Below are 27,000 nucleotides of genomic sequence, written 5' to 3'. Positions count from 1 at the left end.
CGCGTGATTAGAGCGCCTCGGCGCCCGAAATGATCTCGATCAGTTCCTTGGTGATCTGCGCCTGCCGCTGGCGGTTGTAGGTGATCGACAGTCTGTTGATCATGTCGCCGGCGTTGCGCGTCGCATTGTCCATCGCGCTCATCTTGGCGCCCATCTCGCCGGCCGCGTTTTCCAAAAGCGCGCGGAAGATCTGCACGGCGATGTTGCGCGGGATGAGGTCGGAGAGGATCTCGCCCGGCTCCGGCTCGTATTCGTAGACAGCGGTGGCGCCGTTGCCCGTCTCGACGACGGCCGAAGCCTGTGCCGCCGGGATGATCTGCTGCGCCGTCGGGATCTGGCTGATCACCGATTTGAACTGCGAATAGAACAGCGTGCAGATGTCGAAGCCGCCCTCGTTGAAGAGATGGATGACCTTGCGCGCGATCGCATCGGCATTGACGAAGCCGAGAGTCTTGACCTCGCGCAGGTCGACACGCTCGAGGATCATCGAAGCGTAGTCGCGGCGCAGGATGTCATAGCCCTTTTTGCCGACGCAGATGATCTTCACCTGCTTGCCGTCGGCCAGCAGCCTGCGGATGTGATCGCGGGCAAGGCGCGCGATCTGCGAGTTGAAGCCGCCGCACAGGCCGCGCTCGGCCGTGCAGACGATGAGCAGATGCACATCGTCCCTGCCGGTGCCCGTCATCAGCGCCGGGGCATCGCCGCCGCCGCCGATCGCCTGGGTGATGTTGGCCAGAACCGCGCCCATGCGCTCGGAATAGGGACGCGCCGCTTCCGCCGCTTCCTGCGCACGACGCAGCTTCGCCGCGGCGACCATCTGCATCGCCTTGGTGATCTTCTGCGTCGCCTTGACCGAGGCGATACGGTTACGAAGGTCTTTTAATGAAGGCATGCTTCAAACCTGATCCCGTGCGTCCGGCTTGTTGTTAGGCGAAGGTCTTGGCGAAGGCGTCGATCTCGGCCTTGAGCTTGGCGCGCAAATCGTCCGACAGCGCCTTCTCCTTGCGGATAGCGTCGAGCACGTCCTTGCCGGCCGAGCGCATGTGGCTGAGCAGGCCATGCTCGAACTTGCCGACCTGGTTCAGCGGCAGCTTGTCGAGATAGCCGTTGACGCCGGCGAAGATCACCGCGACCTGTTCCTCGACCTTCAGCGGCGAGAACTGCGGCTGCTTGAGCAACTCGGTCAGGCGCGAACCGCGATTGAGCAGACGCTGCGTCGCCGCGTCGAGGTCGGAGCCGAACTGCGCGAAGGCAGCCATTTCGCGATACTGCGCGAGCTCGCCCTTGATGGAGCCGGCGACCTGCTTCATCGCCTTGATCTGCGCCGAGGAGCCGACGCGCGACACCGACAGGCCGACGTTCACCGCCGGGCGGATGCCCTGGAAGAACAGGTTGGTTTCGAGGAAGATCTGGCCGTCGGTGATCGAGATCACGTTGGTCGGGATGTAGGCCGACACGTCGTTGGCCTGCGTCTCGATGATCGGCAGCGCGGTCAGCGAACCGTTGCCGTTGTCGTCATTGAGCTTGGCGGCGCGCTCGAGCAGGCGCGAATGCAGGTAGAAGACGTCGCCCGGATAGGCTTCGCGGCCCGGCGGGCGGCGCAGCAGGAGTGACATCTGGCGGTAGGCGACGGCCTGCTTCGACAGATCGTCGTAGCTGATCAGCGCATGCATGCCGTTGTCGCGGAAATATTCGCCCATGGTGCAGGCGGTGAACGGTGCCAGGAACTGCATCGGCGCCGGATCGGACGCGGTGGCGGCGACGATGATCGAATATTCGAGCGCGCCGCGCTCTTCCAGCACCTTGACGAACTGCGCGACGGTCGAGCGCTTCTGGCCGACGGCGACGTAGACGCAGTAGAGCTTTTCCTTTTCGGGACCGTTGTCGTGCACCGACTTCTGGTTCAGCATCGTGTCGAGGATGATGGCGGTCTTGCCGGTCTGGCGGTCGCCGATGACCAGCTCGCGCTGGCCGCGGCCGACAGGGATCAGCGCGTCGATGGCCTTGAGGCCGGTCGACATCGGCTCATGCACCGACTTGCGCGGGATGATGCCGGGCGCCTTGACGTCGACACGCTTGCGTTCGGTTGCCTTGATCGGGCCCTTGCCGTCGATCGGATTGCCAAGCGCGTCGACGACGCGGCCGAGCAGGCCCATGCCGACAGGCGCGTCGACGATGGCGCCGGTGCGTTTGACGGTGTCGCCTTCCTTGATGTCGCGGTCGGCACCGAAGATGACGACGCCGACATTGTCGGCTTCGAGGTTCAGCGCCATGCCGCGGATGCCGCCCGGGAACTCGACCATCTCGCCGGCCTGGACGTTGTCGAGGCCGTAGACGCGGGCGATGCCGTCACCGACGGACAGAACCTGACCGACTTCGGAGACCTCGGCCTCCTTGCCGAAATTCTTGATCTGGTCTTTCAGAATTGCGGAAATTTCCGCGGCGCGGATGTCCATCAGCCGACCTCTTTCAGTGCAAGCTTGAGCGAATTGAGTTTGGTTTTGAGCGACGTATCGATCTGGCGCGAGCCCATCTTGACGATCAGCCCGCCGAGCAGCGACGGATCGACGGTCATGGCGATGGCCACGTCCTTGCCGGCGATGCCCTTCAGCGTCGCCTTGAGTTCATCCTGCTGCGCGGTCGTCAGCGCATGCGCCGAGGTGACCTCGGCGGACGCCTCGCCGCGATGGTCGGCCGCGATCTGGCGGAACGCCTTGATCATGCCGGGCACCGCGAACAGGCGGCGGTTCTTGGCCACGACGCGCAGGAAATTGCCGACCAGGCCGGTGATCTTGGCCTTGTCGGCGATGGCGGCGATGGCCTTTGCCTGGTCCTCGCTGGAAAACACCGGGCTGTTGATCAGCCGCGAGAGATCGTCGCTGTCATTGAGCATTGCCTCGAAGCCGCCGAGGTCGGCCTCGACCTTGGCGACGGAATTGTCCTGCAGCGCGAGCTCGAACAGCGAGCCTGCATAGCGTTCGGCGACAGCTGAGATTGGCGATGACGATTGGGCCACGGACCGTCTTTTCTCTTGTCTGACAGGCCGCAGATTGTTGGCGCGAGCGAAAACTCTGGCTAAATCTTTGACCTTACTGCATTTTTCCAAGCACGGAGGCGCGGCTTCCGCTATCCCCGGTCGAAAGTCGATTGCCGTCTAGCACAGGCTTTTTAAGACCGCAATGCATCGTCCGGCATGGTTTTCAGGCACTTTTGTCGCATCAGGCGGCGAAGGCCAAGCTCAAGCGTCGAATTCACGGAACGAAGCCGAAGGCAAAGGCCAGCGGCAGCGCCGCCAATGCCAATTCAACCACGATCGAAACCCAGTTGAAAGGGGTGTTGGCGCCGTCCGACATCATCGACAGAAGCCGGCCGAAGGCGGTGAACAGCCAGGAGAAGCCCAGCGCCATGTAAAGCAGCGGCTGCGCCAGGAGGATGCAGCACAGGCTGACGCCGAGATAGAAGCCCGACATGCGGCCGCGTCCTTCGGCGATCGCCGCCGCTTTCTCCGGCCTTGGCTGCAGGCGCAGCGCGCGAAAGGCAAGCCCCGGCGCCAGGAACAGGAACAGGCCGAGGGCCAGGGTCACGACGGCGCTCGACCAGGCCAGCCATTCACCCTGGCTCGCGGGCCACGGAAACGCGAAGTCCATAAATCCCCCTCGTATTTCTTGTTCTGAAACACAGGCATTCTAGCGAGGGAATGAAACCGCGCCAGAGGATGGCGGGCACATTAGGTACAGCGCATCAAGCGAGCGCGAAATCGACTGCGGCCTCGGCATGGATCCGCGTCGTATCGAACACCGGAACGTCGAAATCGCCCTGGCCGATCAACATGGTGATCTCGGTGCAGCCCATGATGACGCCGTCCACGTCGTCGGCGTGCCGCATCCGGCCGACTTCGTCGAGATAGGCGGATTTCGATTCGCCTTTGACGACGCCCTGGCAAAGCTCGTCATAGATCACCTGGTGAACCATGTCGCGGCCGGCCTGGTCCGGCACCACCGGCTGGAGGCCGTATTTGTCGGCAAGCCGACCCTTGTAGAAATCCTGCTCCATGGTGAAGCGCGTCGCGAGCAGCGCCGGCCGTTTGACGCCCGCGGCGACAACGGCGCGCCCAGTTGCGTCGGCGATGTGGATGAGCGGGATCGATATGGCAGTCTGCACATCGTCGGCCAGCTTGTGCATGGTGTTGGTGCAGACCACCAGGCCCTCGGCGCCACCCCCTCCAACTTGCGCGCGGCTTCCACCAGAAGAGCGCCAGCGCCTTCCCAATCGCCCGCATGCTGCCGTTCGGCGATCTCGGCGAAATCGAACGACCATAGGAGCAGCCTCGCCGAGTGCAGGCCGCCGAGCCGTTCACGCACGATCTCGTTGAGCAGGCGGTAATAGATCGCGGTCGATTCCCAGCTCATGCCACCGATGAGGCCGAGGGTTTTCATGATCGCGCTGTCCTTCCTCAGCAATTCCTATATTATGACTACATGAGACCACAAGGAGGTTGCTGTGAAAACAATGCAAGTTCGGGAAGCCAAGGCAGGGTTCTCGGCGCTCGTCGAGGCCGCGGAGGGCGGCGAGCCCACCATCATCACAAAGCATGGTAAGCCAGCAGCCGCCATCGTTTCGGTCGAAGACTTGCAAAAGCTTTATCCGGTCGAGCGTCGAAATTTCGGGGAATTCCTTCTGACCTATCCGGGAGGAATCGAGTTTGAAAGGAATGAGTCGCCGTCGCGGGATATCGACCTTTGAGCGGCTATCTTGTGGATACTTCCATCTTATCGGCATTCGCGCCTGGAAGGCCGCCGCTTGCAAAAGACGTCGCCACCTGGATCGTGACCCAAGGTGCAAAGCAGGCACTCTTCATACCGGTTATAGCGATCACTGAAATCGAGAAAGGCATATGCAAGCTGGCCCGCGCCGGGGCCACAAAACGCGCCGAGGGTCTCACTGCCTGGCTCAATGAAACCATTGAAGACTTCGCTGATCAGATTCTAGAGGTCAATGCCGATATAGCGCGAAGGGCGGGTCAAATGGAGGAGGCAGCCTCTGCACAAGGGAAGAATCCCGGTCTAGCAGACATATTGGTCGCGGCCACGGCGGCAACCAACGAGCTCACCGTGATAACTGCAAACATCAGGCATTTTGAGGCGCTTGGTGTTTGGTGTTGGAATATACTGCAAGACCCGCCGAGCGACGGTTAGTCACCCCATTCTTACAAAAAGCTCTGCGGGTCGATGTCGACCTGCACCCTGACCGAGCCGCGCGGCTTCGGCCCGTCGGCCAGCATGGCGCGGATGAAGCCTTGCATGTCGGCGCGCCGCTCGCCCTGAATCAGCAGGCGGAAACGGTGACGCCCGCCGATCAGCGACAACGGCGCTTCGGCCGGCCCGAGCACGAAGAGGTCGGAAGCCTGCGGCGCCGCGCGCCTTAACCCCCGCGCATGGCTCTCCGCCTCGCCCCGTGTCGCGGCGCTGACGATGATGCCGGCGAGCCGTCCGAAGGGCGGCAGCGCCGCCCGTTCGCGCTCGGCGATCTCGCGCTCGTAAAACGCTTCCGAATCGCCCGAGACGATCGCCCGCATCACCGGATGATCCGGCTGGTAGGTTTGCAAGAGGCCGAGGCTCTTCTTGCCGGTGCGGCCGGCGCGCCCCGTCACCTGGCTGAGCAGCTGGAAAGTGCGCTCGGCGGCGCGCGGATCGCCATTGGCGAGCCCGAGATCGGCGTCGACCACGCCGACCAGCGTCATGCCGGGAAAGTTGTGACCCTTGGCGACGAGTTGCGTGCCGATGACGATGTCGGCCTCGCCATTGGCGACGGCCTCGAGTTCGAGCCGCAGACGGCGTACGCCGCCCAGAAGGTCGGACGAAAGCACGATGGTGCGGGCCTCGGGGAAATGCGCCACCACCTCCTCGGCGATGCGCTCGACGCCGGGGCCGCAGGCCACCAGATGGTCGAGCGTGCCGCATTCCGGGCAGGCCTCCGGCCGCCGCTCATTATGGCCGCAATGATGGCAGACGAGTTGGCCGCGAAACCGGTGCTCGACGAGCCAGGCCGAGCAGACCGGGCAGCCGAAGCGATGGCCGCAGACCCGGCAGAGCGTCAGCGGCGCATAGCCGCGCCGGTTGAGGAAGAGCAGCGACTGCTCCTTCCTCTCCAGCGTGCGCTGCATCTGCTCCAGCAAGACCGGCGACAGGAAACCGCCGCGCGCCGGCGGCGAGCGCCGCATGTCGATCGACTTCAGGTCTGGGAGCGCCGCCTCGGCGAAGCGCGACGACAGCACCGCCCGGCCGTAGCGGCCCTGGCCGGCGTTGACCCGGCTTTCCACCGACGGCGTCGCCGAGGCGAGCACGACCGGGAAAGCACCGATATGGCCGCGCACCACCGCCATGTCGCGCGCATTGTAGAAGACGCGGTCCTCCTGCTTGTAGGCGGGATCGTGCTCCTCGTCGACGACGATCAGGCCGAGTTCCTTGAACGGCAGGAACAGCGCCGAGCGCGCCCCGGCGACGACGCGCACGCCGCCCTCCGCAACCTGCCGCCAGACGCGTTCGCGCATCCGGGGCGGCAGGTCGGAGTGCCACTCGGCCGGCTTGGCGCCGAAGCGATCCTGGAAGCGTTCCAGGAAGGCGTGGGTAAGCGCGATTTCCGGCAAAAGGATCAGCACCTGCCTGCCCTTGTCGAGCGCAGCCGCCACCGCCTCGAAATAGACTTCCGTCTTGCCCGACCCGGTGACGCCGTCGAGAAGGGTGACATTGAAAGTATCGGCCGCGATTGCCGCGCGCAGCTTCTCCGCCGCGACATTCTGGTCCGGCATCAGCTCCGGCACGGCATGGCTGGTATCAGGCGCCGCCACCACCGGACGCGGCGGGATCATCACCGTCTCGAACACGCCTTGTGCCCGCAATCCGTCGATGACGGTCGAGGACACGCCCGCGGCATGCGCCAGCCCGGAGCGCGTCCAGGCAAGTCCGCCTTCGGCCGTCTCCAGCACGCGCCTCCGCGCATCCGTCAACCGGTCCGGTTCGGCCAGCGTGCGCTGCAGCCCTTCGATCCACGGCTCCGGGTCGAAAGCCTCGGGGGCCCTGAGCAGCATGCGCGCCACCATGCCGGGAGCCGACAGCGTGTATTGCGCGATCCAGTCGACGAAGCGGCGCATCGCTCTATCGATCGGCGGGCAGTCGAACACCTCCTCGATCGGCCGCAGTTTCTTCGCATCGACGGTTTCGACGGCGCCGTCCCAGACGATGCCCGCGACCTGGCGCGGCCCGAGCGGCACGCGCACGATCGAGCCCGGCACCACGCGCATGCCCGGCGGCACGGCATAGGTGTAGGGCCGTTCGGCCGGCATCGGCACCAGCACGGGCGCGGCTGCGACAAAGGGCGAATCTTCCATCATCAGGCGTGACCTTGCCCTGACTTTGGTCTAGATCAAAGGGGACCCTCGCATCTGCCTGGCTGGCGCCCGGCAATCCCCAAGGAGACCGCCATGAAATTTTTTGTCGACACCGCTGACATCAAGGAAATCGAGGAGCTCAACGATCTTGGGCTGCTCGACGGCGTCACCACCAACCCGTCGCTGATCCTGAAATCGGGTGGCAAGATCATCGACGTCACCAAGCAGATCTGCGACATCGTCGAGGGTCCGGTTTCGGCCGAGGTCGTGGCGACCGAGTACGAGGACATGATGGCGGAAGCCAAGGTGCTGGCCAAGATCGCGCCGAATATCGCCATCAAGGTACCGCTGACGCTCGACGGCCTGAAGGCCTGCAAGACCATCCGCACCGAGATGAACCGCATGGTCAACGTGACGCTCTGCTTCTCGGCCAACCAGGCTTTGCTGGCCGCCAAGGCCGGCGCCTCCTTCATCTCGCCCTTCGTCGGCCGCATCGACGACACCGGCTCGGACGGCATGGAGCTGATCTCGGAAATCCGCACCATCTACGACAATTACGATTTCAAGACCGAGATCCTGACCGCCTCGGTGCGCACGGTGAACCACGTCAAGCAGGCCGCCCTGATCGGCGCCGATATCGTCACCGCGCCGCCGGCGACGCTGAAGGCGTTGGTCAATCACCCGCTGACCGACAAGGGCCTCGCCGCCTTCCTCGCCGATTGGGCCAAGACCGGCCAGAAGATCGGCTGAGGCCGGAACAGTTCCAGGAAAAGTATGTAACGATTTTCCGTCTGGGAATTGCGCAAGGCAAAAAGTAGCGAAGAAGGCCGGGCAACCGGCCTTTTTCGTGGCAAAGTGTCTATGCCTTGGCAAGTCACATGCCTTGGCGATTGGCCGGGACGCCTATCGCGATCGTCATCCATGGGCGGAGCAAGGAGCGAAGCGACGCGCGCAGACCCGAGGATCCATTCCGTGACATACTAGCGTCGCAACGGTGCAGAAATTCTGCTCCGCTGCACCTTCGGGCCGAGGTAACGGAATGGATCCTAGGGTCTACGCGACGCCGCTTCGCGGCTGCTCCGCCCTAGGATGACGAAGTTCGGAAGGCTTCAGCCAATCCCCGGCGAGGAACTAGGCCCTTTTGCCGTGCTTGGCCAGGTCCTGCGCGATCGACAGCCGCAGAAGGTCGGCCAATTCGCGTGCGGCGCGGTTCTCCGCGTCGATCTGCGCGCGGTAGGCTGCGAATTCCTGGCGCGGCCGGTCGAAGGACGACGGGATGGAGCGCTTGCCGACGGCAATCACCGTGTTGGTCGCGGTGTCCCGCAGCACGTAATTGGCGGTCAGCGTGACCGTGCCCGCCGTCGGCTCGTCTTCCTGGGTCTGCACCTGCACGATGGCCGCCGATTCGACGAGCTCGGTGACGCCGAGATCGAGCGTGTAGGCCGGCGAGGCCGGCTCGCCCGAGCCTTGCCCGAAGGCGAAGATCAGATTGTTGCGCACCTGCTGCGCGTAGCGGGTATTGACCGGCTTGATCGAGATCGAGCCGAGCTCGGCGGACGCGCTGAGCCGCGATCCGGGCGACAGCGGCTGGTTGGAATAGAGCGGCCGCACGGTGCAGGCCGAGACCAGCGCGAGCGCGGCGACCATGCCGCAGACCGCCAAGCGGCCGCGCAGGCGGGCCGCTTCTGACTTCACCGGATCAGGCAACGACATTGACGATTCTCTGCGGCACGATGATCACCTTGCGCGGGGCCTTACCTTCCAGTGCTTTTTGCACGAAGTCGAGGGCCAGCACCGCTTTTTCGACGGCACCTTGATCCGCGTCGCGCGCAATTGTCAAATCCCCCCGCTTCTTGCCGTTGACCTGTACCGGCAGCACGATCTCGTTGTCGACGACCAGAGCAGGATCGTAGACCGGCCAGGGCCGTTCGGCGACCATCTCGGCGCCGCCGAGCTCCTGCCAGCACTCTTCCGCCAGATGCGGCATGACGGGCGCGATGATGTGCACCAGGATCTCCACCGCCTCGCGGCAGGCGCCTTTCAGCGCGGCATCGGCCTTGCCCTCGGCAACGTCGGCGAGCGGCGTCGCCAGCGCGTTGGCCAGCTCGTAGATACGCGCGATCGCCCGGTTGAAGCCGAGCTTCTCGATATCCTCGCCGACCGCCTTCAGGATCTTGTGCGCGGCCTTGGACACGGCGCCCGCCTCGCCATCCGTCGCCGCCGCCGGTTTCACACCGGCAAGCTGCTCGGCTGCGATCTGCACCAGGCGCCAGACGCGCTGCACGAAGCGGTGCGCGCCGGCCGCACCGTCGTCGGTCCATTCGACGTCGCGCTCCGGCGGCGAGTCCGACAACATGAACCAGCGCGCGGTGTCGGCGCCGTAGCCGTCGGTGATCTCTTCCGGGCTCACCGTGTTCTTCTTCGACTTCGACATCTTCTCAAGCGCGCCGACCGTCGCCTCCTCGCCGGTGGCGATCTCGACGGCGCGGCGCTTGCCACCCACGTCATCGAGCCTGACCTCGCTTGGCGACAGCCAGCGTCCGTTGTTGGACGGGCCGCCGACGCGGTAGGTCTCGTGCACGACCATGCCTTGCGTGAACAGGCCCTTGAATGGCTCGGCCAGATCGAGGTGACCGGTCTCGCGCATGGCGCGGGTGAAGAAGCGCGAATAGAGCAGATGCAGGATCGCGTGCTCGATGCCGCCGATATATTGGTCGACCGCCAGCCATTCGTCGGCCGCTTTCGGCTCGGTCGGCTCGTTCGCCCAGGGCGCGGTGAAGCGCGCGAAATACCAGGACGAATCGACGAAGGTGTCCATCGTGTCGGTCTCGCGCCGCGCACCGCGACCGCATTGCGGACATTTCACATGCCGCCAGGTCGGGTGCCGGTCGAGCGGATTGCCCGGACGGTCGAACTCGATGTCGTCGGGCAGCTTCACCGGCAGGTCGGCCTTCGGCACCGGCACGACGCCGCAATGCTCGCAATGGATCATCGGGATCGGACAGCCCCAGTAGCGCTGGCGCGAGATGCCCCAGTCGCGCAGGCGGAAATTCACCTTGCGTTCCGCCATCGGCCGGCCGCCGATCGTCTTTTCTTCCAACAGCTTCGCGACTTCGTTGAAAGCCCTCTGCGGCTTCATGCCGTCGAGGAAGCGCGAATTGATCATCACGCCGTCGTCGACATAGGCCTCCTCGATGATCTGGAAGGTCTTTGCGTCGGCGTCTTCCGGCATCACCACCGGGATCACCGGCAGGCCGTATTTGTTGGCGAAGTCGAGGTCGCGCTGGTCGCCCGACGGGCAGCCGAAAATGGCGCCGGTGCCGTATTCCATCAGCACGAAATTGGCGACATAGACCGGCAGCGTCCAGTTCTCGTCGAACGGATGGACGACGCGTATGCCGGTGTCGAAGCCCTTCTTCTCGGCCGTCTCCAGCGCTGCCACCGAGGTGCCCATGTGGCGGACCTCGTCGATGAACTTGGCCAGCTCGACATTGGTCTCGGCGGCTTTTCTCGCCAGCGGATGGTCGGCGGCGACCGCCATGAAGGAGGCGCCGAAGATGGTGTCGGGCCGGGTCGTGTATACTTCCAGTTCGTTCATGTCGCCGACCGGCGCCGCCAGCGGCCACCGGATCAGCAGCCCTTCCGAGCGGCCGATCCAGTTGTGCTGCATCAGCTTGACCTTTTCCGGCCACTCTTCGAGCCCGTTAAGCGAGTCCAGCAGGTCCTGCGCGAAGTCGGTGATCTTGAAGAACCACTGCGTCAGCTCGCGCTGCTCGACCAGCGCGCCCGAGCGCCAGCCGCGGCCGTCGATGACCTGCTCGTTGGCGAGCACCGTCATGTCCTCCGGATCCCAGTTGACCTTGGAGGATTTGCGCGTCACCAGCCCCTTCTCGACGAAGTCGAGGAACAGCATCTGCTGGCGATGGTAATAGCCGACGTCGCAGGTCGCGAACTCGCGTGCCCAGTCGAGCGACAGGCCCATCATCTTGAGCTGCTCGCGCATGACGGCGATGTTTTCATAGGTCCAGTCCTTGGGGTGGACCTTGTTCTGCATTGCGGCGTTTTCGGCCGGCATGCCGAACGCATCCCAGCCCATCGGGTGCAGCACGTTGAAACCCTTGGCGCGTTTGTAGCGCGCCACCACGTCGCCCATCGTGTAGTTGCGGGTGTGGCCGATATGGATCTTGCCCGACGGATAGGGGAACATCTCGAGCACGTAATATTTCGGCTTCGGGTCGTCGTTGCGGGCCTCGAACAGCTTCTTTTCGGCCCAGGCCTTCTGCCATTTGGGCTCTGAGGTGCGCGGATTGTATCGTTCGGTTGCCATCGGATGTTTTTCACTTAAAAGCAGGTGCGCGGTGCTGGATCAAGGCGTGTTGATATTCAGATCAGGCCGAGCCGAAAATGGCGGGTTCCGAGAACCGGAGCGGAGCGTACTTAAAGTACGTGAGCACCGGAAGCGCAGGAAACCGGCATTTGCAGGCCGGCATCACCTGAATATCGACACGCCTAGGCCGGCAGCCGAGACTATGTCGTCGCGGTGTTCACCATGGATTGCCGGACCCGTCAACTGCGGCGAGCCGGCGCGAGCTTTAAAACTATGGGCAGGATAGTGGCATGACGAGCGCCGTAGAGCAGCTTCACGCGGTCAAGGCGAGGATCGCGAGCGCCGAACGCGAGGCGAAGCGCCCGCCCAGCGCCGTCACGCTTGTGGCGGTGTCGAAGACCTTCGCGGCCGAGGACATCCGCCCCGTCATCGAGGCAGGCCAGCGGGTCTTCGGCGAGAACCGCGTGCAGGAAGCGCAGGGAAAATGGCCGGCGCTGAGAGAGGCATTTGCCGATCTGGAGCTGCATCTGATCGGCCCGCTGCAGTCCAACAAGGCCAAGGAAGCCGTCGCTCTCTTCGACGCCATCGAGACCGTCGATCGCGAGAAGATCGCCGCGGAGCTTGCCAAGGAGATCGCCAGGCAAGGCCGCGCGCCGAGGCTGTACGTCCAGGTCAATACCGGCTCCGAGCCACAAAAGGCCGGCATCGAGCCGCGCGACGCGGTCGCCTTCGTCAAGCGCTGCCGCGACGTGCACGGCCTCGCCATCGAAGGCCTGATGTGCATCCCACCCGCCGATGAGAATCCTGGCCCGCATTTCGCGCTGCTGGAGAAGCTCGCTCGCGAAGCGGGTGTCGCGAAGCTTTCGATGGGCATGTCCGGCGACTACGAAACAGCCGTCGCCTTCGGGGCGACCAGCGTCAGGGTCGGCTCGGCGATCTTCGGCAGCCGGTAGCAAGGAGCGCCTCGAGGAAGCGTAGGCCTTTCCTTGGGCCGGCCGCGTCACACCACCGCATTGTCGCCTAGAATCCTGGCGCTAGCTCCGTGCACAGGAAGCAAGTGGCTCCTTTCATAGCAAAGGAGGTCCCTATGACCGCCACACGCCACAGCCAGCACACCATGCAAAACCGGCAAGTCTCCCGCGGGCTGCACCGCTGGGTCTATTTCGCCATGGTGGGGCTCGCGGCCTGCTATGCGTTGTCGGCCTGGATCGGCTTCGCGGGCAGCGGCGCCGACGACTATTTGCTGTTCGTCGTAACTGGATTCATCGTCATGTCGGTCGTGCTGCCGGCCATCGCCGGCCGTGTCTGGCGTCATCACCGGATCAGCGCTGCCGGCAGACCCACGACGCTCGCCGACTGGATGGCAGGCGAGTTCGACACTGGCGATCATCCCGTGAAGGCCAGCACGGCGACGATCGAAATTCTGCTGCCCCTTGCCGCCGTCGCATTCGGCATGACTGCCTTCGCGATCCTCGCTTTGGTGGAAAGCTGAGCGCCCTGGCAATCGTCACGATCTCGTTACCGGCCCGCCAACCGGACGATATTCTTTGCGCCCGCGCTTGAAACGAAACGGTCCGTTCCTATTTCCCCGATGTCATTCAATCCTTTTCTCGGGGAAAGCTCACCATGCGCTATAACCAGCTTGGCAACACCGGCCTGTTCGTTTCCGAACTCTGCCTCGGCACCATGACCTTCGGCGCCGCCGGCCAGAATGCCCAATGGGGGCTGATCGCCAGCCTCGACCAGAAGGGCGTCAACGAAATCGTCGGCCGCTCGATCGCCGCCGGCGTCAATTTCTTCGACACGGCCGACGTCTATTCCTTCGGCCAGTCCGAGCAGCTGCTGGGACGGTCGCTCAAGGACCTCGGCGTCAAGCGTTCGGACGTCATCATCGCCACCAAGGTGCATGGCGCCATGGGCAACGGGCCCAACGAGCGCGGCTCCTCGCGCGGCCACATCATGGATTCGGTCGACCGCAGCCTGGAGCGGCTGCAGACCGATCATATCGACCTCTACCAGCTGCATGGCACCGACACCGTGACGCCGATCGACGAGACGCTGCGCGCGCTCGACGATCTCGTCGCCAGCGGCAAGGTCCGCTATGTCGGCGTCTCCAACTGGCAGGCCTGGCGCATCGCCAAGGCGCTGGGCATTGCCGAGCGCAAGGGCTTTGCCCGTTTCGAGACGATCCAATCCTATTACTCGATCGCCGGCCGCGATCTCGAACGCGAGATCGTGCCGCTCATCAACGAAGAGAAGCTCGGCCTGATGGTCTGGTCGCCGATGGCCGGCGGGCTGCTCTCCGGCAAATACGGTCCCGGCGCCCCCGGCAATGGCGAGGGCCGCCGCGCTTCCTTCAATTTCCCGCCGGTCAACGAGGACCGCGCCTGGGCGGCGGTCGCCGGCATGCGCGAGGTTGCCAAAAAACACGATGTTGGCGTCGCCACCGTGGCGCTTGGCTATGTGCTGGCCAAGCCTTTCGTGATGAGCGTCATCATCGGCGCCAGCCGCATGGACCAACTCGAGCAAAATCTTGCCGCGACAGGTCTGAAGCTCGACACCGACGACCTCGCCAGGCTCGATGAGGTGAGCGCCCTGCCTGCCGAATATCCCGGCTGGATGCTGGAGCGGCAAGGCGCCGGCCGGCGTCCGGCGCCGTTCGTGCCGAAGGCGTAATCCGTCTTCGCAAGCAAGCCGACGTCCTTCGGGAGCCGCGTGTCCTTGGACGCGCGGCTTTTCCGTTTCAGAGACGAACGGTCTCCGCGAGAAAGTCGAGGAAAGCCCGCACCCGCGCCGGCAGATGCTTGCCATGACCGACATAGACAGCATGTGTCGGCTCCTCGTCGCCAGGATTGAACTCCTCGAGCAACGGCACGAGCAGTCCGGCGGCAATGTCGGGCTCGACATGCCAGCGCGCCAGCCGCGCTATACCGGCTCCTGCCAGCGTCGTTCGCCGCATCGCTTCGCCGTCGGTGAGCGACATGTTTCCGACAATCGGCATGATGATCGATTTGCCTGTCGCATCGACAAAGGGCCAGCCCTCGATATGCCTGGCGAAGCCGAAGGCCAGCATGTTGTGGCGAGCGAGGTCGGACAATCCGCGTGGCGTACCGCGTGCTTCAAGATACGCAGGCGACGCGACCAGGACCATCCGGCTCTGGCCGAGCTTGCGCGCAACCAGGCGTGACTCGCGTAGCGGCCCGGCGCGGATAGCGACATCGGCGCGCTCTTCCAGAAGATCGATCACACTGTCGGTCAGCACGGCTTCGACGAAAATCTCGGGATAATTCTCCAGGAAGCGCGGCAACAACGGCATCAGCCGGTGCTGGCCGAACGGCACATAGGAATTGACCCTGAGCCGGCCTCGCGGCGCTGCACCCGCCGCCGCTTCGCGCTCGGCCGAGTCGAGATCGGCGAGGATGCGCAGGCCGCTATCATGGAAGGCAGCCCCTTCCGGCGTCAGCTGCAGCTTGCGTGTCGAGCGGCTGATGAGCCGTGCGCCAAGCCGCGCCTCAAGCCGCGCGATCAGCTTGCTCACCGCCGACGGCGTCATCCGCAGCGCCCGCGCCGCGGCCGAGAAGCTGCCCGCCTCGACGACGCGGACGAACACTTCGATCTCGCCGGAGCGGTTGATGTCGGGTCTCGCCATTCGTGAATCTATTTCACAGAAAATATGCCGGACGCAAGGCTGGTTCACAGCTTGGCGGATCACGATCTTCCGCCCGGGGCGCGGGACTTTGGGCGTCCCTTCCTGATCAACCGGACCGCAGCCATGCCTCTTGCTCTTTATGCCCTCACCGCCGGCGCCTTCGGCATCGGCGTCACCGAATTCGTCATCATGGGCCTGCTGCTCGATGTCAGCGCCGATCTCGGCGTCTCGATCTCGGCCGCGGGCCTGCTTATTTCCGGCTATGCGCTGGGCGTCGTCGTCGGCGCGCCGCTGCTTGGCGCCTTGACTGGACGCCTGCCGCGCAAGACCTTGCTGCTTGCCCTGATGGTTGTCTTCACCGTCGGTAACCTCGCCTGTGCGCTGGCGCCCGACTACTGGACGCTGATGGCGGCGCGTGTGCTTACCGCCTTCGCCCACGCTTCCTTCTTCGGCGTCGGCTCGGTCGTCGCGACCAGCCTCGTCGCGCCCAACAGGAAGGCTTCGGCCATTGCACTGATGTTCACCGGCCTCACCGTCGCCAACATCCTCGGCGTGCCGTTTGGCACCTGGCTCGGCCAGGCCTATGGCTGGCGCTCCACCTTCCTCGCCGTCACGCTGGTCGGCGTCGTCGCCTTCGCCGTGATCGCATTGCTGGTGCCGCGCGACGAGCCGGCCGCCGCGGACGAGGCGGAAAGCGCCGAAGGCACGCTCGCCGTACTCGGCCGCCGGCCGGTGCTGCTCGGCCTTTTGACCACGGTGCTGAGCTGGGTCGGCGTCTTTGCCGCCTTCACCTATCTGGCGCCGATCCTCACCCGCGTCAGCGGCTTTTCCGAAGCGTCCGTGTCGCCGATCCTGCTCGTCTTCGGCGGCGGATTGGTCGCCGGCAACCTGCTCGGTGGACGCCTCACCGACCGGCATCTGGTGCCGACGGTTATTGGCACGCTGGTCGCGCTGTCGGCGGTGCTGTTCGTCATGACGGCGGCGATCCATCAGCCGATCATGGCGATCGTCGCCGTCGGGCTGCTGGGCGCTGCCGCCTTCGCCACCGTCGCGCCGCTGCAGATGTGGGTGCTGGAGAAGGCCGAGGGCGCCGGCCAGGGCCTTGCGTCTTCCTTCAACATCGCCGCCTTCAATCTCGGCAACGCCATCGGCGCCTGGCTCGGCGGCTTCGTCATCGACCACGGCCCCGGCCTCGGCGCCGTCCCTCTCGTTGCCGGCCTGGTGCCGCTCGCCGCGCTCGGCGTGGTGCTCGTGGCGCTGCGCCTCGAACGCGGCCGCGCCATCGGCAAGCCGGTCACGGCGCAGTGCTGAGCGGCCGAATTCCGCCTTCGACATCCCAAGGAGAAAAATCATGGACTATCGACCTCTCGGCGCCTCCGGCCTGAAAGTGCCGGCGCTTTCCTTCGGCGCCGGTACCTTCGGCGGCTCCGGCCCGCTCTTCGGCCACTGGGGCAACAGCGACGCCAAGGAGGCGCGCCGGCTGGTCGACATCTGCCTGGAGGCGGGCGTCAATCTCTTCGACACGGCCGATGTCTATTCGAACGGCGCCTCGGAAGAGGTGCTTGGCGAGGCCATCAAGGGTCGCCGCGACGCGGTGCTGATCTCGACCAAGACGTCCCTGCCGATGGGCGACGGCCCGGCCGACTGGGGTTCGTCGCGCTCGCGCCTGATCCGCTCCGTCGACGCGGCGCTGAAGCGCCTCGGCACCGATTATATTGACCTGCTGCAGCTTCATGCCTTCGACGCCTCGACGCCGGTCGAGGAGGTGCTGTCGGCGCTGGACGACCTCGTACGCCAAGGTAAGCTGCGCTATGTCGGCGTCTCAAACTTCTCCGGCTGGCAGGTGATGAAATCGCTCGGCCTCGCGGAAAAGCACGGCTACCCGCGCTATGTCGCGCATCAGGTCTACTATTCGCTGGTCGGCCGCGACTATGAGTGGGAACTGATGCCGCTCGGCCTCGACCAGGGCGTCGGTGCGCTGGTGTGGAGCCCGCTCGGCTGGGGCCGGCTCACCGGCAAGATCCGCCGCGGCCAGCCCTTGCCGGAAAAGAGCCGGCTGCACGACACCGCCAGCTTCGGTCCGCCGGTCGAGGACGAGCATCTTTTCAAGGTGGTCGATGCGCTTGAAGCGGTCGCCGCCGAGACCGGCAAGACCGTGCCGCAAGTCGCCATCAACTGGCTCTTGCTGCGGCCGACCGTGTCGTCGGTGATCATCGGCGCGCGCAACGAGGAGCAGTTGCGGCAGAACCTCGGCGCCGTCGGCTGGGCGCTGACGCCTGAGCAGATCAAGGCGCTCGATGAAGCAAGCGCGGTGACCGCGCCCTATCCCTACTTCCCCTATCGGCGCCAGGAAGGCTTCGCCCGGCTGAACCCGCCGGCGGTTTGAGCCCACGTGTCGACCCGTCCCTATTAGGGCGGGCGTGAACGTTTGCGATTAGCTGCCGCCCTCCGAGCTTCGTCATCCACGGGCGAAGCAGCCGCGAAGCGGCGTCGCGAAGACCCGAGGATCCATGCCGTTACCTTGATCGCAGAGCGCGGCGGAGCAGAATTCTGGATCGCCGCAACGCTTCGAAGTCACGGAATGGATCCTCGGGTCTGCGCCGCGTCGCTTCGCTCCTTGCTTCGCCCGTGGATGACGAAGCGACGGACATTTCCGCCAATCACTGACGATCGATAAAACCTGCACCTAATGTACCAGGAACTCCCCATCCACCTTCCGCCATTCATTCGGCGCGATCAGCCTTTGATGCGTGTAGGTGACCGAGTGCAGCGGTCCGTCGAGCTTGGTCTTCCAGAATTCGATGAAGCGGATCAGCACCGGGAATTTCGGAGCTATGTCGTAGTCCTGCCAGACAAAGCTTTGCAGCAGGTGCGGGTGGTCCGGGTAGTGGTAAAGGATCTTGGCCGTGGTCAGCCCATACCCCTTGAGCATCAGGTCCATTTCGGAATTGTCGCGCATTGCGTTTCCTTGGTTGATTCTCCTTCCTCCCAACGCTGAATTGTGCGCACGGTTGCTTAACTGTCTATGGATTTTTTCGAGCTTTTTCAAAATTTTTTCCATTAAAACAGGCGGTTAGCAGCCGTAAAGCGAGAGTGCTGATAGCGCTTTGCGCTTGACCCTGCGTCATCCCGCCGCGCGAATCCAACGTCTAATATTGCCGTCACGGCGGAACTGTTAATAATGCCCGCGAATTCGCGGCCGCTTCGCCGCGATGCCGCCGGCGGCCCAAGCCGGTGGAATGGTTCGGGAGGAAAGCTGAAAATGTCCGATGTGCATGTCCACCGCGTCCAGCCGGCGTGGAAGAAGAACGCGTTGATCGACAACGATACCTATCTCAAATGGTATGCCGACAGCGTGAAAAATCCGGACAAGTTCTGGGGCAAGCACGGCAAGCGCATCGACTGGTTCAAGCCTTTCACCAAGGTCAAGAACACCTCCTTCGACGGCAAGGTCTCGATCAAGTGGTTCGAGGACGGGCTGACCAACGTCTCCTACAATTGCATCGACCGGCACCTGAAGAAGCGCGGCGACCAGACCGCCATCATCTGGGAAGGCGACAACCCCTACGACGACAAGAAGATCACCTACAATGAGCTTCACGCGCATGTCTGCCGGCTCGCCAATGTGATGAAGAAGCACGGCGTCAAGAAGGGCGACCGCGTCACCATCTACATGCCGATGATCCCGGAAGCCGCCTATGCGATGCTTGCCTGCACGCGCATCGGCGCCATCCATTCGATTGTCTTCGGCGGCTTCTCGCCGGACGCGCTGGCCGGCCGCATCGTCGACTGCGAATCGACCTTCGTCATCACCGCCGACGAGGGCCTGCGCGGCGGCAAACCGATCCCGCTGAAAGAGAACACCGACAAGGCGATCGAAATCGCCGCCAAGCATTATGTGCGGGTGAAGAACGTGGTCGTCGTACGCCGCACCGGCGGCAAGGTCGGCTGGGCGCCCGGCCGCGACGTCTGGTACCACGACGAGATCGCCACGGTGAAGGCCGACTGCAAGCCGGAGAAAATGAAGGCGGAAGACCCGCTTTTCATCCTCTACACCTCCGGCTCGACCGGCAAGCCGAAGGGCGTGCTGCACACCACGGCCGGCTATCTCGTCTATGCCTCGATGACGCACCAATATGTCTTCGACTACCATGACGGCGACATCTACTGGTGCACGGCCGATGTCGGCTGGGTGACGGGCCACAGCTATATCGTCTACGGGCCCTTGGCCAACGGCGCCACGACGCTGATGTTCGAAGGCGTGCCGAACTATCCCTCGCAGTCGCGCTTCTGGGAAGTCATCGACAAGCACAAGGTCAACATCTTCTACACCGCGCCGACGGCGTTGCGCGCGCTGATGGGCGCCGGCGACAGCCATGTGAAGAAGACCTCGCGCAAATCGCTGCGCGTACTCGGCTCGGTCGGCGAGCCGATCAATCCGGAAGCCTGGGAGTGGTATTTCAATGTCGTCGGCAACGGCAAGGTGCCGATCGTCGACACATGGTGGCAGACCGAAACCGGCGGCATCCTGATCACGCCGCTGCCCGGCGCCACCGACCTCAAGGCAGGCTCGGCGACTCGGCCCTTCTTCGGCGTCAAGCCGGAACTGGTCGACGGTGAGGGCAAGGTGCTCGAAGGAGCCGCCGACGGCAATCTCTGCATCACCGATTCCTGGCCCGGTCAGATGCGCACCGTCTATGGTGACCACGACCGCTTCGTGCAGACCTATTTCTCGACCTACAAGGGCAAGTACTTCACCGGCGACGGCTGCCGCCGCGACGAGGACGGCTACTACTGGATCACCGGCCGCGTCGACGACGTCATCAACGTCTCCGGCCACCGCATGGGCACGGCGGAAGTCGAATCGGCGCTGGTGAGCCACGAGAAAGTGTCGGAAGCCGCCGTCGTCGGCTACCCGCACGACATCAAGGGCCAGGGCATCTACAGCTACGTCACCCTGATGAAGGGCATGGAGCCGAGCGAGGAACTGCGCAAGGAACTGATCGCGCATGTCCGCAAGGAGATCGGCGCCATTGCTTCGCCCGACAAGATCCAGTTCGCGCCCGGCCTGCCGAAAACCCGTTCCGGCAAGATCATGCGCCGCATTCTGCGCAAGATCGCCGAGGACGATTTCGGCGCGCTGGGCGACACTTCGACGCTGGCCGATCCGGCCGTGGTCGACGACCTCGTCGCCAACCGGCAGAACAAGAAGGGCTGATGACCGGCGATCTCGGCACCGTCAGCCAGCTCTGGCGCTACCCGGCGAGTTCGCTCGCCGGCGAGCGGCTCGATGCCATCTCCGTCGGGCTGAAAACCGTCGACGGCGACCGGCTGTTCGGACTGGTCGATGCATCCGACGGCGAGATCGCCAGGCCCGACCGCGAGGCCAGATGGCACAAGGTGCCGCTGATCCGCACCCGGTTGAGCGAGGCCCCGATGAGCAAGGAATGGCGGCTCGAAGTGGCCGTGCCCGGCGGCGGCTGGCTGCCGGCGCCAGACCCTCGAAGCGACCGCGCAGTATCCGCCTTCCTCGGCTTCGAGGCCGCGATCCGACCATTCGGCGCGCAGAACGCGGCGCCCTCCTATGCCGGTCCGCTGACCGAGGCCCGCTACGCCAAGGCGCCGATCCATCTGCTCACCACCGCCTCGCTGTCCCGGCTGAAGGCGCTGCATCCCGAGGGCACGCCGGATCCGCGCCGCTTCCGCCCCAACATCGTCGTCAATATGGACCCGGTCGAAGGCGCCTTTCCGGAGACGGAATGGATCGGCAGGAAACTCGCGGTCGGCGATCTCGAGCTCACCGTCTCCGAGCCCTGCCGCCGCTGCGGCTTCACCATCATCGCCCAGGACGGTTTCGACACCGATCCCGGCATCCTGCGCAATTTGGTACGCCACAATGCCCATAATCTCGGCGTCTACTGCACGGTCGACCGGCCGGCGCGGATCGAAGTCGGCGCGCCGATGCGCTTGATGGACTGAAGCGGGCCGGGTCTACCTGTACAAATCCGCCCGTGTCGGTGGCAGGCCGCTCGGGCCGCGGGCGCGCCTGGTGGCGACAGTCTGGAAAATCTGCGCCGAGGCGCGCTGGAAGGTGATCGAGCAACCCGTCAGGTAGAGCAGCCACAGCCGCGCCTTGGGCTCGCCGACCTCGGCGACCGCCTCGTCGAAGCGCGCATGCAGACGCTCCGCCCACAGGCGGCAGGTTTGCGCATAATGCTCGCGCAGGTTCTCCACGTCATAGACGAGGAAGCCGTGCGCCTCGAGATTGCCGAGCGTCATGCCGATCGTATCGAGCTCGCCGCCAGGAAAGATGTATTTGATCAGGGCCTTGTATTCCGGCCCCTTGCGCAGCGTCTTGCGGATGTCGCCCTTGCTGCGCCTGGTGATGGCGTGATGCAGATAGATCCCGCCGGGTTTCAGCAGGCGATGGACAGTCGAGAAGTAGGCGTCGTGATTGGCAAGCCCCAGATGCTCGAACATGCCGATCGACGATACCTTGTCGAACGTGCCTGAGAGTTCGGCATAGGATTTTATCTCGATGGTGATGCGATCCTCCAGCCCCTCAGCGCGAATGCGCTCGCGGGCAAGGTCGGTCTGGGCTTGCGACAGCGAGACGCCATGGCCGAAGACGCCGTAATTCTTCGCCGCATGGATAAGCATCGCGCCCCAGCCGCAGCCGATGTCGAGCAGCCTTTCGCCGGGCTCGAGCCTGAGCTTGCGGCAGATGTGGTCGAGCTTGTCGACTTGCGCCTGGTCGATGCCATTGGCGAAATCGTGGAAATAGCCGCAACTGTAGACCATGCGCTCGTCGAGGAAGAGTCGGTAGAAATCATTCGAAATGTCGTAATGGTGCTGGATCGCCTCCTTGTTCGATCCGCTGACGAAAGGCTTGCGGCTGGAAAGGTCGCTGCGCGCCGTCATCTGCTTGCGCGAAAACAGCACAGCCGGCAGGTCGCGCAGGATCGCCAGCTTGGGCAGGGATTTGAGCTTCGCCTTGAGCTTGCCTTGCGAAGGCAGCGCATAGAAATCGAACAGCGTGCCCTCTTCGATATCGACGGTCTTGGAAATCCACATCTCCACCAGCGTCGAGAAGGTCGGCCGGCGAACCAGCTGCCAGACGATGTCCTGATCGTTGATGGCAAGCACCGGACCGCTGGCGGGCCCGATCCGCTCGCCGGTCCACAGCCGGACCGCAAAACCCGGCTTCAGCGTTTCGACGACCTTGCGTACGATCCGCGCGGCTCTGTCGGCGGCGTCCATTCCCACCTCCCGCTATGTCGCCCCCAAGCCGCACTGTCGTCCACCGGCCTGTAGACCGCAATCCCGATCTGTTGCGCAAAAGCACCGCAAGAGCAGTTTCCCGGCTCGTGGCACGACCATTCCGTGGCGTCATCTTGTCTTTTGCCGCGGCGCACCCCATCATCTGAGCGTGTTCAACGAACTGAAAGGAGGTGATCCGATGTCGAGTGATTTCGTTTTCCATAACGTGAGCTCTGCGGATTGCACTTCCGGGAAGCAGTCTTCCCGTTAAGGCGCGAGACGCGCGGCGGGTAGCCCGATGGGGTTGCCGCCAGAAGCCGCGTCATGGACGGAAACACGGAAGGCCGCCGGCTTCGTCAAGAAGCGGCGGCCTTTTCCGTTTGGATCACTGCGTCAGCGCGACCTTTTCAGTGTTGCGGATGATTTCCTGAAAGGCGGCATCCAACTCCGCTCCGGTGGACGCTTCGAAATAATGCTTGTTGGCGGAGGAGGTATCCTTCGACGAACAATCCTTCAGCACCGCTTTCGCCTGGTCCCGCTCGGTTGCCGACATGTCCTTGTCGTTCAGATCGAAGCCGATGGTGAAAACCTCGATGCCATCGTCTTTCATGTTGCCGCACAAGGTTTGAGCATTGCGGCGCGCAAGGTTGCCTTGGCTGTTGTAGTTGGCTCCCGCGCCGGCGAAGGCGGTGTTGAACTGGCCATCGGTCATCAGGATCGCGACCTTGGCGATCTTTTTCGCATTGTTGTCCGAGGGGCCGCTGCCCAGGCCGGCATTCTTGATCACGGTGCGCCATTGCGGCGACAGCATGTAATAGGTCCACTGAACGGCGATCGCACCGGCCGTGTAGCCATCCGCCTGGAAGTCGTCGATCGAATCGAGCAATGCACCGGAATCGGCGGTCAGCGGGATCACCGCCGCGGTAGGGCATTTGTTCATTCCCGAGCCGCCCAGATGATCGTCCCGGTTGACCAGCGCAAAATATTTCTTGCCATTCTTGTCCGTGCGGACCGTGTCGGGGCCGTCAGCGCTGAAATCCGGATTGCCGCTTTTGTCCTTGCGCTCCGTGGCGCAATTGTCGGGGCGAGGCGTCGCCGCGCCGACGATGGAGACATAGTCGCCGAAAGCCGGCAGCAGTTTGCTGTTCGTCTTGGCGACCAGAAGTGTGCTGCCGGCAACGGGAGGCAGGTCCGAGCCTCCTTGGGCTTCGACATAGACATTTTCCGCCAGCTTGCCGGCGTTCACGGCAGATGCATAGGACACAAGCGCCACTCGGACGCGAGGGTTCTTCGGGTCCTGGTTCTGAAGCATCGTTTGGACGGCGTTTTTCGCCGCTGCTTTCAGATCGCCGATCTTGTCGACCTTGCCTTTCTTGGCCATCGACCCCGTTATGTCGAGCATCATCGCCACCTCGACCTGCTTGTCCGAATAAAGCGCCGTGGTCGAAGCATTCACCCGTCGCATATCGCCGGTGCTGAAGATCGGGAAAAACAGGCCGACATCGACATGCGCATCCGCCTGTACCGTATTGGCCGTCCTGTTGACCGTAAGCTTGTCGAGCACGACCCGATTGGCCTGCATGATGCCGGCCGCGCTGTTGGCGTCGAGGAATGCCTGCACCGTCTTGGTGGCGTCGGCATCTTTGATGACGCCGAGGGTGAGATCGCGGGCCGTCGAGGTCACAGCGGCGTCGACGACGCCCTGCAGGCTCGATCTCGCATTGTAGAGCTGCGAGATATTGACGGCGAATCCCACCCCCAGCGCGAGGACCGATGCGGCAGCTCCGAACAGAACCGCGAAATTGCCTTCGCGATTGCGGGCAAAGCCGTCCACCCCACGAACGACACCTCTGAACTGCCGCATCTCTTCCGCCTCCACTGTTTGCGGCACCGTGCCGCACGACAAAGGCGCTGCAGGATTTCGGCCAGATCCGGCCGTCGGCCGCCGAAAGACGCTTAACGGCAGGTTAATCCATTGTTTTTGCTGGCTTTCGGCAAATACTAGAGTGAACGGGAAGTAAACGAAAATACGCTGGCCAAGCGACCTTCATGAAGTGCTTACCATGATCTCGAAGGCTGTCGCGGTCGTTCTCTCTTCAGCACAATCGAACCGTGCCGAAGCGGGTCAGCGGCAGCCATGAAACGGGCGCAGCGCAGGGTCTGTTGAGATAGAGGTCAGGCCGGCATCACCTGAATATCAAAGGAGCATCTGTGCGCTAACCGTCCGATCGATGCCATGATGCGGAGGATTGAAGCGGTTGCCTTCCTGCTCGTAGGTCCAGACCTTGAACAGGCTGAGCTGGTGCGGACCGAAACTGTGCAGCAGCGGCACGTCGGTGGCATCGCGGCCGCGCGCAATGACGACGCGGCCGATGCGCGGACAGTTGTGGCGCGGATCGAACGTGTACCATTTGCCGTCGAGAAAAACTTCCATCCAGGCCGAGAAGTCCATCGGTGCCGGATCGGCCGGCACGCCGATATCGCCGAGATAGCCGTTCACATAGCGGGCCGGAATGTTGATGCATCGGCAAAGCGCGATCGCCAGATGCGCGAAGTCGCGGCACACGCCGACGCGCTCCTCATGCGCCTGGGCCGCCGTGCGCGTGGCGCGCGCATAGCCGTAGCCGAAGGAAAGCCTGCTGTTGACATAATCGACGATCGCCTGCACCCGCGCCCAGCCAGGCGGCAAATGGCCGAAAAGCTGCCAGGCGATGTCGCTGAGGTGATCGGTCTCGCAGTAGCGGCTGCCGAGCAGATAGACCAGCACGTCGTCAGGCAGTTCCGAGACCGGCGTTTCGCGCGCCAATGTATTGACTTCGTCGGTCTCGCCGCTGTCCTCGATCGCCGCATCGTAGAGGATGCGGAAGCTTCCGGCGGGCGCCGTGAAGCGACGGCAGATATTGCCGTGGCGGTCGCGATAGGTCCGGGTCGGCACCGAGGGCGAGGTCAGAACCCGCGTCTGCCGCTTGATGTCGGCATGCCGTTCGGCATGAATGTCGAGAAGCGAGATGATCGGCGTCACCGCCGCGCATTCGATGGCGATTTCATAGCCGAGCCGGATCAGCATCGCATGCCCCCCTTGGTGATTTTGGAAAGACTGCCTGTTCAACGCCGCGAGCCGGAGCTGGTTCCGGCGCAGAGTCGAAATGGCGGCGTCTGGAGCAATTCAGGAAAAGTGCGCAGCGGTTTGGCTCTGCGACTTCGCCGTAGCCTTCCGTCCGCAATTGCGTAAAAACAAGGAGTGGGAGCAGGTCAGCGTTCTATCAACGCTGACCTGCTCCCTTCTCAGGCGGTCCTGCCCGGTCTAAACTGCGCTTCGCGTTTCGCCCCTCCCCGAAAACGATTCTCCAGGACATCCGATGTTTGCAGGCTCAAAATTCGCCGCCTTCCTGTTCGACATGGACGGCACGGTGCTCAACTCGATCGCCGCGGCGGAACGGGTGTGGACGGCATGGGCAAACAGGCATGGCCTCGATGTGGCGGCTTTCCTGCCCACGATCCATGGCAGGCGCGCGCGCGAGACGATCGCCGCGCTGAGGCTTCCGGGTGTCGATCCGTTGGCGGAGGCGGATTTGCTGCTCAAGGCCGAGGCGGATGACCTCGAAGGCATCGTCCCGATCCCCGGCGCCGTTGCGTTTTTGCAATCGCTGCCGCCAGAGCGCTGGGCGATCGTCACCTCGGCGCCGCGCGAGCTGGCGCTGCTGCGCATCAAGGCGGCCGGCATCCCGGTTCCCGCCATGATGGTGACCGCCGAAGATGTGACCCATGGCAAGCCGGCGCCGGACTGTTTCCTTCTGGCGGCAAGGCGTCTCGGCGTCGAGGCGCGCGACTGCCTGGTCTTCGAGGATGCGCCAGCGGGCATAGCGGCGGGCGAGGCTTCCGGCGCCTCGGTGATGGTGATCAGCGCCACGCATGTTCACCCGCTCGTCACGTCGCACCTGACAATCCATTCCTACGATGAAATCGCCATTGCGACGGACGACAATGGCTGGATCGCCCTCGCGCCTGAGCGTGCCGTTGCTTAAAAGTCGCTGGTGAGACCCTTGACTTCCCAGTCGCCGTAGCGGCCAGGTTCCTTGCCGCCGCGGCCGCCGATTTCCTTCGGCAACTGCGCTTCCGCCGCTCGATACTTTTGACGACGCGCTTCAGCCTCTGCTAACGCCCGCTGTGCTTCGGGCGTCAGCGCTTTTCGCAGCTCTTCGGTCGTTGCAACTGCTTCGGTTTTGCTTGGCTCTTCGGTCATGCGATACTCCCGCCGATTGAAACGAAGACCGGCCTCTCCCATCATATAGCCATGATACCAGAAGGATCGACCCCTATTGGTGAGCATCGGAATACTCCGAAAACCGGATTCCACTTTTCGGTCCGATGCTCTGG

Annotated in this window: 24 protein-coding genes and 1 pseudogene; 11 read left to right on the top strand and 14 right to left on the bottom strand. The window is 63.8% G+C overall.

Annotated elements, in window-relative coordinates:
• Positions 1-7: 7 nt before the first annotated feature.
• The 5 genes and pseudogenes from FJ424_RS28545 to FJ424_RS28525 form a co-directional block, all read right to left on the bottom strand.
• A complete protein-coding gene (locus FJ424_RS28545; protein ID WP_140658981.1) occupies positions 8-892 on the bottom strand; it encodes a F0F1 ATP synthase subunit gamma in 885 nt (294 codons plus the stop codon).
• Between the two features lie 34 nt (positions 893-926).
• Positions 927-2,456, bottom strand: coding sequence for a F0F1 ATP synthase subunit alpha (gene atpA / locus FJ424_RS28540; RefSeq protein WP_140646477.1), 1,530 nt, complete (start codon positions 2,454-2,456; stop codon positions 927-929).
• On the bottom strand, positions 2,456-3,016 hold the full coding sequence (locus tag FJ424_RS28535; protein ID WP_140658980.1) for a F0F1 ATP synthase subunit delta: 561 nt from the start codon (positions 3,014-3,016) through the stop codon (positions 2,456-2,458). Before FJ424_RS28535 ends, atpA begins: the two co-directional genes overlap by 1 nt.
• 235 nt (positions 3,017-3,251) lie before the next feature.
• Positions 3,252-3,647, bottom strand: a complete 396-nt coding sequence (locus tag FJ424_RS28530; RefSeq protein ID WP_140546140.1) for a DUF4345 family protein — start codon at positions 3,645-3,647, stop codon at positions 3,252-3,254.
• Positions 3,648-3,741: 94 nt separating this feature from the next.
• Positions 3,742-4,436, bottom strand: a pseudogene (locus FJ424_RS28525) (aspartate/glutamate racemase family protein).
• Between the two features lie 64 nt (positions 4,437-4,500).
• On the opposite strand from FJ424_RS28525, the gene FJ424_RS28520 reads away from it, so the two are divergent.
• Both FJ424_RS28520 and FJ424_RS28515 read left to right on the top strand, forming a co-directional pair.
• Complete coding sequence (locus FJ424_RS28520) at positions 4,501-4,743, top strand: type II toxin-antitoxin system Phd/YefM family antitoxin (RefSeq protein WP_140646473.1); 243 nt, start codon at positions 4,501-4,503, stop codon at positions 4,741-4,743.
• Positions 4,740-5,195, top strand: coding sequence for a type II toxin-antitoxin system VapC family toxin (locus tag FJ424_RS28515; RefSeq protein ID WP_140658979.1), 456 nt, complete (start codon positions 4,740-4,742; stop codon positions 5,193-5,195). Before FJ424_RS28520 ends, FJ424_RS28515 begins: the two co-directional genes overlap by 4 nt.
• Before the next feature lie 11 nt (positions 5,196-5,206).
• Here the strand turns inward: FJ424_RS28515 and FJ424_RS28510 are convergent, their stop codons facing one another.
• Positions 5,207-7,390: a primosomal protein N' gene (locus tag FJ424_RS28510; protein WP_140658978.1), complete on the bottom strand. Its 2,184-nt coding sequence runs from the start codon at positions 7,388-7,390 to the stop codon at positions 5,207-5,209.
• A gap of 90 nt (positions 7,391-7,480) precedes the next feature.
• Here FJ424_RS28510 and fsa point away from each other — a divergent pair, with 90 nt between their 5' ends.
• Positions 7,481-8,137, top strand: a complete 657-nt coding sequence (gene fsa, locus FJ424_RS28505) for a fructose-6-phosphate aldolase (protein WP_140658977.1) — start codon at positions 7,481-7,483, stop codon at positions 8,135-8,137.
• Positions 8,138-8,518: 381 nt separating this feature from the next.
• Here fsa and lptE read toward each other — a convergent pair whose 3' ends face one another.
• On the bottom strand, positions 8,519-9,100 hold the full coding sequence (gene lptE / locus FJ424_RS28500; RefSeq protein ID WP_140646467.1) for an LPS assembly lipoprotein LptE: 582 nt from the start codon (positions 9,098-9,100) through the stop codon (positions 8,519-8,521).
• The gene (gene leuS / locus FJ424_RS28495) at positions 9,087-11,714 is read right to left on the bottom strand and encodes a leucine--tRNA ligase (RefSeq protein WP_140658976.1); all 2,628 of its coding nucleotides are present in this window, start codon (positions 11,712-11,714) and stop codon (positions 9,087-9,089) included. The genes lptE and leuS overlap by 14 nt, the downstream gene beginning before the upstream one ends.
• A gap of 290 nt (positions 11,715-12,004) precedes the next feature.
• Here leuS and FJ424_RS28490 point away from each other — a divergent pair, with 290 nt between their 5' ends.
• From FJ424_RS28490 to FJ424_RS28480, 3 genes are all read left to right on the top strand, one after another.
• Positions 12,005-12,667, top strand: a complete 663-nt coding sequence (locus FJ424_RS28490; RefSeq protein WP_140658975.1) for a YggS family pyridoxal phosphate-dependent enzyme — start codon at positions 12,005-12,007, stop codon at positions 12,665-12,667.
• Positions 12,668-12,801: 134 nt separating this feature from the next.
• Positions 12,802-13,206, top strand: a complete 405-nt coding sequence (locus FJ424_RS28485; RefSeq protein WP_140658974.1) for a hypothetical protein — start codon at positions 12,802-12,804, stop codon at positions 13,204-13,206.
• Between the two features lie 134 nt (positions 13,207-13,340).
• Complete coding sequence (locus tag FJ424_RS28480; RefSeq protein WP_140658973.1) at positions 13,341-14,390, top strand: aldo/keto reductase; 1,050 nt, start codon at positions 13,341-13,343, stop codon at positions 14,388-14,390.
• 67 nt (positions 14,391-14,457) lie between these two features.
• Here the strand turns inward: FJ424_RS28480 and FJ424_RS28475 are convergent, their stop codons facing one another.
• A complete protein-coding gene (locus FJ424_RS28475; protein WP_140658972.1) occupies positions 14,458-15,363 on the bottom strand; it encodes a LysR family transcriptional regulator in 906 nt (301 codons plus the stop codon).
• Between the two features lie 123 nt (positions 15,364-15,486).
• Here FJ424_RS28475 and FJ424_RS28470 point away from each other — a divergent pair, with 123 nt between their 5' ends.
• Entirely contained in the window at positions 15,487-16,674 is a 1,188-nt protein-coding gene (locus FJ424_RS28470) for an MFS transporter (protein ID WP_140658971.1), read from the top strand.
• A gap of 40 nt (positions 16,675-16,714) precedes the next feature.
• Positions 16,715-17,749, top strand: coding sequence for an aldo/keto reductase (locus FJ424_RS28465; RefSeq protein ID WP_140658970.1), 1,035 nt, complete (start codon positions 16,715-16,717; stop codon positions 17,747-17,749).
• Positions 17,750-18,049: 300 nt separating this feature from the next.
• Here FJ424_RS28465 and FJ424_RS28460 read toward each other — a convergent pair whose 3' ends face one another.
• A complete protein-coding gene (locus tag FJ424_RS28460; protein ID WP_140658969.1) occupies positions 18,050-18,322 on the bottom strand; it encodes an usg protein in 273 nt (90 codons plus the stop codon).
• 303 nt (positions 18,323-18,625) lie between these two features.
• Here FJ424_RS28460 and acs point away from each other — a divergent pair, with 303 nt between their 5' ends.
• On the top strand, positions 18,626-20,581 hold the full coding sequence (gene acs / locus FJ424_RS28455; RefSeq protein WP_140658968.1) for an acetate--CoA ligase: 1,956 nt from the start codon (positions 18,626-18,628) through the stop codon (positions 20,579-20,581).
• A complete protein-coding gene (locus FJ424_RS28450) occupies positions 20,581-21,342 on the top strand; it encodes an MOSC domain-containing protein (protein WP_140658967.1) in 762 nt (253 codons plus the stop codon). Before acs ends, FJ424_RS28450 begins: the two co-directional genes overlap by 1 nt.
• Positions 21,343-21,354: 12 nt before the next feature.
• Here the strand turns inward: FJ424_RS28450 and FJ424_RS28445 are convergent, their stop codons facing one another.
• The 3 genes from FJ424_RS28445 to FJ424_RS28435 all read right to left on the bottom strand — a co-directional run bounded on the left by FJ424_RS28445 (position 21,355) and on the right by FJ424_RS28435 (position 25,690).
• Positions 21,355-22,623, bottom strand: coding sequence for a cyclopropane-fatty-acyl-phospholipid synthase family protein (locus tag FJ424_RS28445; RefSeq protein ID WP_140658966.1), 1,269 nt, complete (start codon positions 22,621-22,623; stop codon positions 21,355-21,357).
• A 385-nt stretch (positions 22,624-23,008) separates the two neighbouring features.
• Entirely contained in the window at positions 23,009-24,487 is a 1,479-nt protein-coding gene (locus FJ424_RS28440) for a TadE/TadG family type IV pilus assembly protein (protein WP_140658965.1), read from the bottom strand.
• 333 nt (positions 24,488-24,820) lie between these two features.
• Positions 24,821-25,690 carry a transglutaminase family protein gene (locus FJ424_RS28435; RefSeq protein WP_140658964.1) on the bottom strand — a complete coding sequence of 290 codons (870 nt, stop codon included), beginning with the start codon at positions 25,688-25,690 and terminating at the stop codon, positions 24,821-24,823.
• 292 nt (positions 25,691-25,982) lie between these two features.
• Between FJ424_RS28435 and FJ424_RS28430 the strand changes: the two genes are divergently transcribed.
• Positions 25,983-26,648 (top strand): HAD-IA family hydrolase, encoded by a 666-nt coding sequence (locus FJ424_RS28430; RefSeq protein ID WP_140658963.1) that lies wholly within the window; start codon positions 25,983-25,985, stop codon positions 26,646-26,648.
• Here the strand turns inward: FJ424_RS28430 and FJ424_RS28425 are convergent.
• Complete coding sequence (locus FJ424_RS28425) at positions 26,645-26,866, bottom strand: DUF1674 domain-containing protein (RefSeq protein ID WP_140658962.1); 222 nt, start codon at positions 26,864-26,866, stop codon at positions 26,645-26,647. The two genes, FJ424_RS28430 and FJ424_RS28425, sit on opposite strands and share 4 nt — an antisense overlap.
• Positions 26,867-27,000 lie beyond the last annotated feature (134 nt).

Source organism: Mesorhizobium sp. B3-1-8 (assembly GCF_006439495.1).
GTDB lineage: Bacteria > Pseudomonadota > Alphaproteobacteria > Rhizobiales > Rhizobiaceae > Mesorhizobium.
This window is presented reverse-complemented; position numbering and strand designations above follow the sequence as displayed.

What these genes read in the sequence shown, in the direction of transcription:
- FJ424_RS28430 (WP_140658963.1), top strand. Translation starts at nt 25,983, where the DNA reads ATGTTTGCAGGCTCAAAATTCGCCGCCTTCCTGTTCGACATGGACGGC.
- FJ424_RS28435 (WP_140658964.1), bottom strand. Translation starts at nt 25,690, where the DNA reads ATGCTGATCCGGCTCGGCTATGAAATCGCCATCGAATGCGCGGCGGTG.
- FJ424_RS28465 (WP_140658970.1), top strand. Translation starts at nt 16,715, where the DNA reads ATGGACTATCGACCTCTCGGCGCCTCCGGCCTGAAAGTGCCGGCGCTT.
- FJ424_RS28485 (WP_140658974.1), top strand. Translation starts at nt 12,802, where the DNA reads ATGACCGCCACACGCCACAGCCAGCACACCATGCAAAACCGGCAAGTC.
- leuS (WP_140658976.1), bottom strand. Translation starts at nt 11,714, where the DNA reads ATGGCAACCGAACGATACAATCCGCGCACCTCAGAGCCCAAATGGCAG.
- FJ424_RS28545 (WP_140658981.1), bottom strand. Translation starts at nt 892, where the DNA reads ATGCCTTCATTAAAAGACCTTCGTAACCGTATCGCCTCGGTCAAGGCG.
- FJ424_RS28460 (WP_140658969.1), bottom strand. Translation starts at nt 18,322, where the DNA reads ATGCGCGACAATTCCGAAATGGACCTGATGCTCAAGGGGTATGGGCTG.
- atpA (WP_140646477.1), bottom strand. Translation starts at nt 2,456, where the DNA reads ATGGACATCCGCGCCGCGGAAATTTCCGCAATTCTGAAAGACCAGATC.
- FJ424_RS28510 (WP_140658978.1), bottom strand. Translation starts at nt 7,390, where the DNA reads ATGATGGAAGATTCGCCCTTTGTCGCAGCCGCGCCCGTGCTGGTGCCG.
- FJ424_RS28470 (WP_140658971.1), top strand. Translation starts at nt 15,487, where the DNA reads ATGCCTCTTGCTCTTTATGCCCTCACCGCCGGCGCCTTCGGCATCGGC.
- FJ424_RS28480 (WP_140658973.1), top strand. Translation starts at nt 13,341, where the DNA reads ATGCGCTATAACCAGCTTGGCAACACCGGCCTGTTCGTTTCCGAACTC.
- FJ424_RS28445 (WP_140658966.1), bottom strand. Translation starts at nt 22,623, where the DNA reads ATGGACGCCGCCGACAGAGCCGCGCGGATCGTACGCAAGGTCGTCGAA.
- fsa (WP_140658977.1), top strand. Translation starts at nt 7,481, where the DNA reads ATGAAATTTTTTGTCGACACCGCTGACATCAAGGAAATCGAGGAGCTC.
- FJ424_RS28530 (WP_140546140.1), bottom strand. Translation starts at nt 3,647, where the DNA reads ATGGACTTCGCGTTTCCGTGGCCCGCGAGCCAGGGTGAATGGCTGGCC.
- FJ424_RS28450 (WP_140658967.1), top strand. Translation starts at nt 20,581, where the DNA reads ATGACCGGCGATCTCGGCACCGTCAGCCAGCTCTGGCGCTACCCGGCG.
- lptE (WP_140646467.1), bottom strand. Translation starts at nt 9,100, where the DNA reads ATGTCGTTGCCTGATCCGGTGAAGTCAGAAGCGGCCCGCCTGCGCGGC.
- FJ424_RS28490 (WP_140658975.1), top strand. Translation starts at nt 12,005, where the DNA reads ATGACGAGCGCCGTAGAGCAGCTTCACGCGGTCAAGGCGAGGATCGCG.
- FJ424_RS28475 (WP_140658972.1), bottom strand. Translation starts at nt 15,363, where the DNA reads ATGGCGAGACCCGACATCAACCGCTCCGGCGAGATCGAAGTGTTCGTC.
- acs (WP_140658968.1), top strand. Translation starts at nt 18,626, where the DNA reads ATGTCCGATGTGCATGTCCACCGCGTCCAGCCGGCGTGGAAGAAGAAC.
- FJ424_RS28440 (WP_140658965.1), bottom strand. Translation starts at nt 24,487, where the DNA reads ATGCGGCAGTTCAGAGGTGTCGTTCGTGGGGTGGACGGCTTTGCCCGC.
- FJ424_RS28425 (WP_140658962.1), bottom strand. Translation starts at nt 26,866, where the DNA reads ATGACCGAAGAGCCAAGCAAAACCGAAGCAGTTGCAACGACCGAAGAG.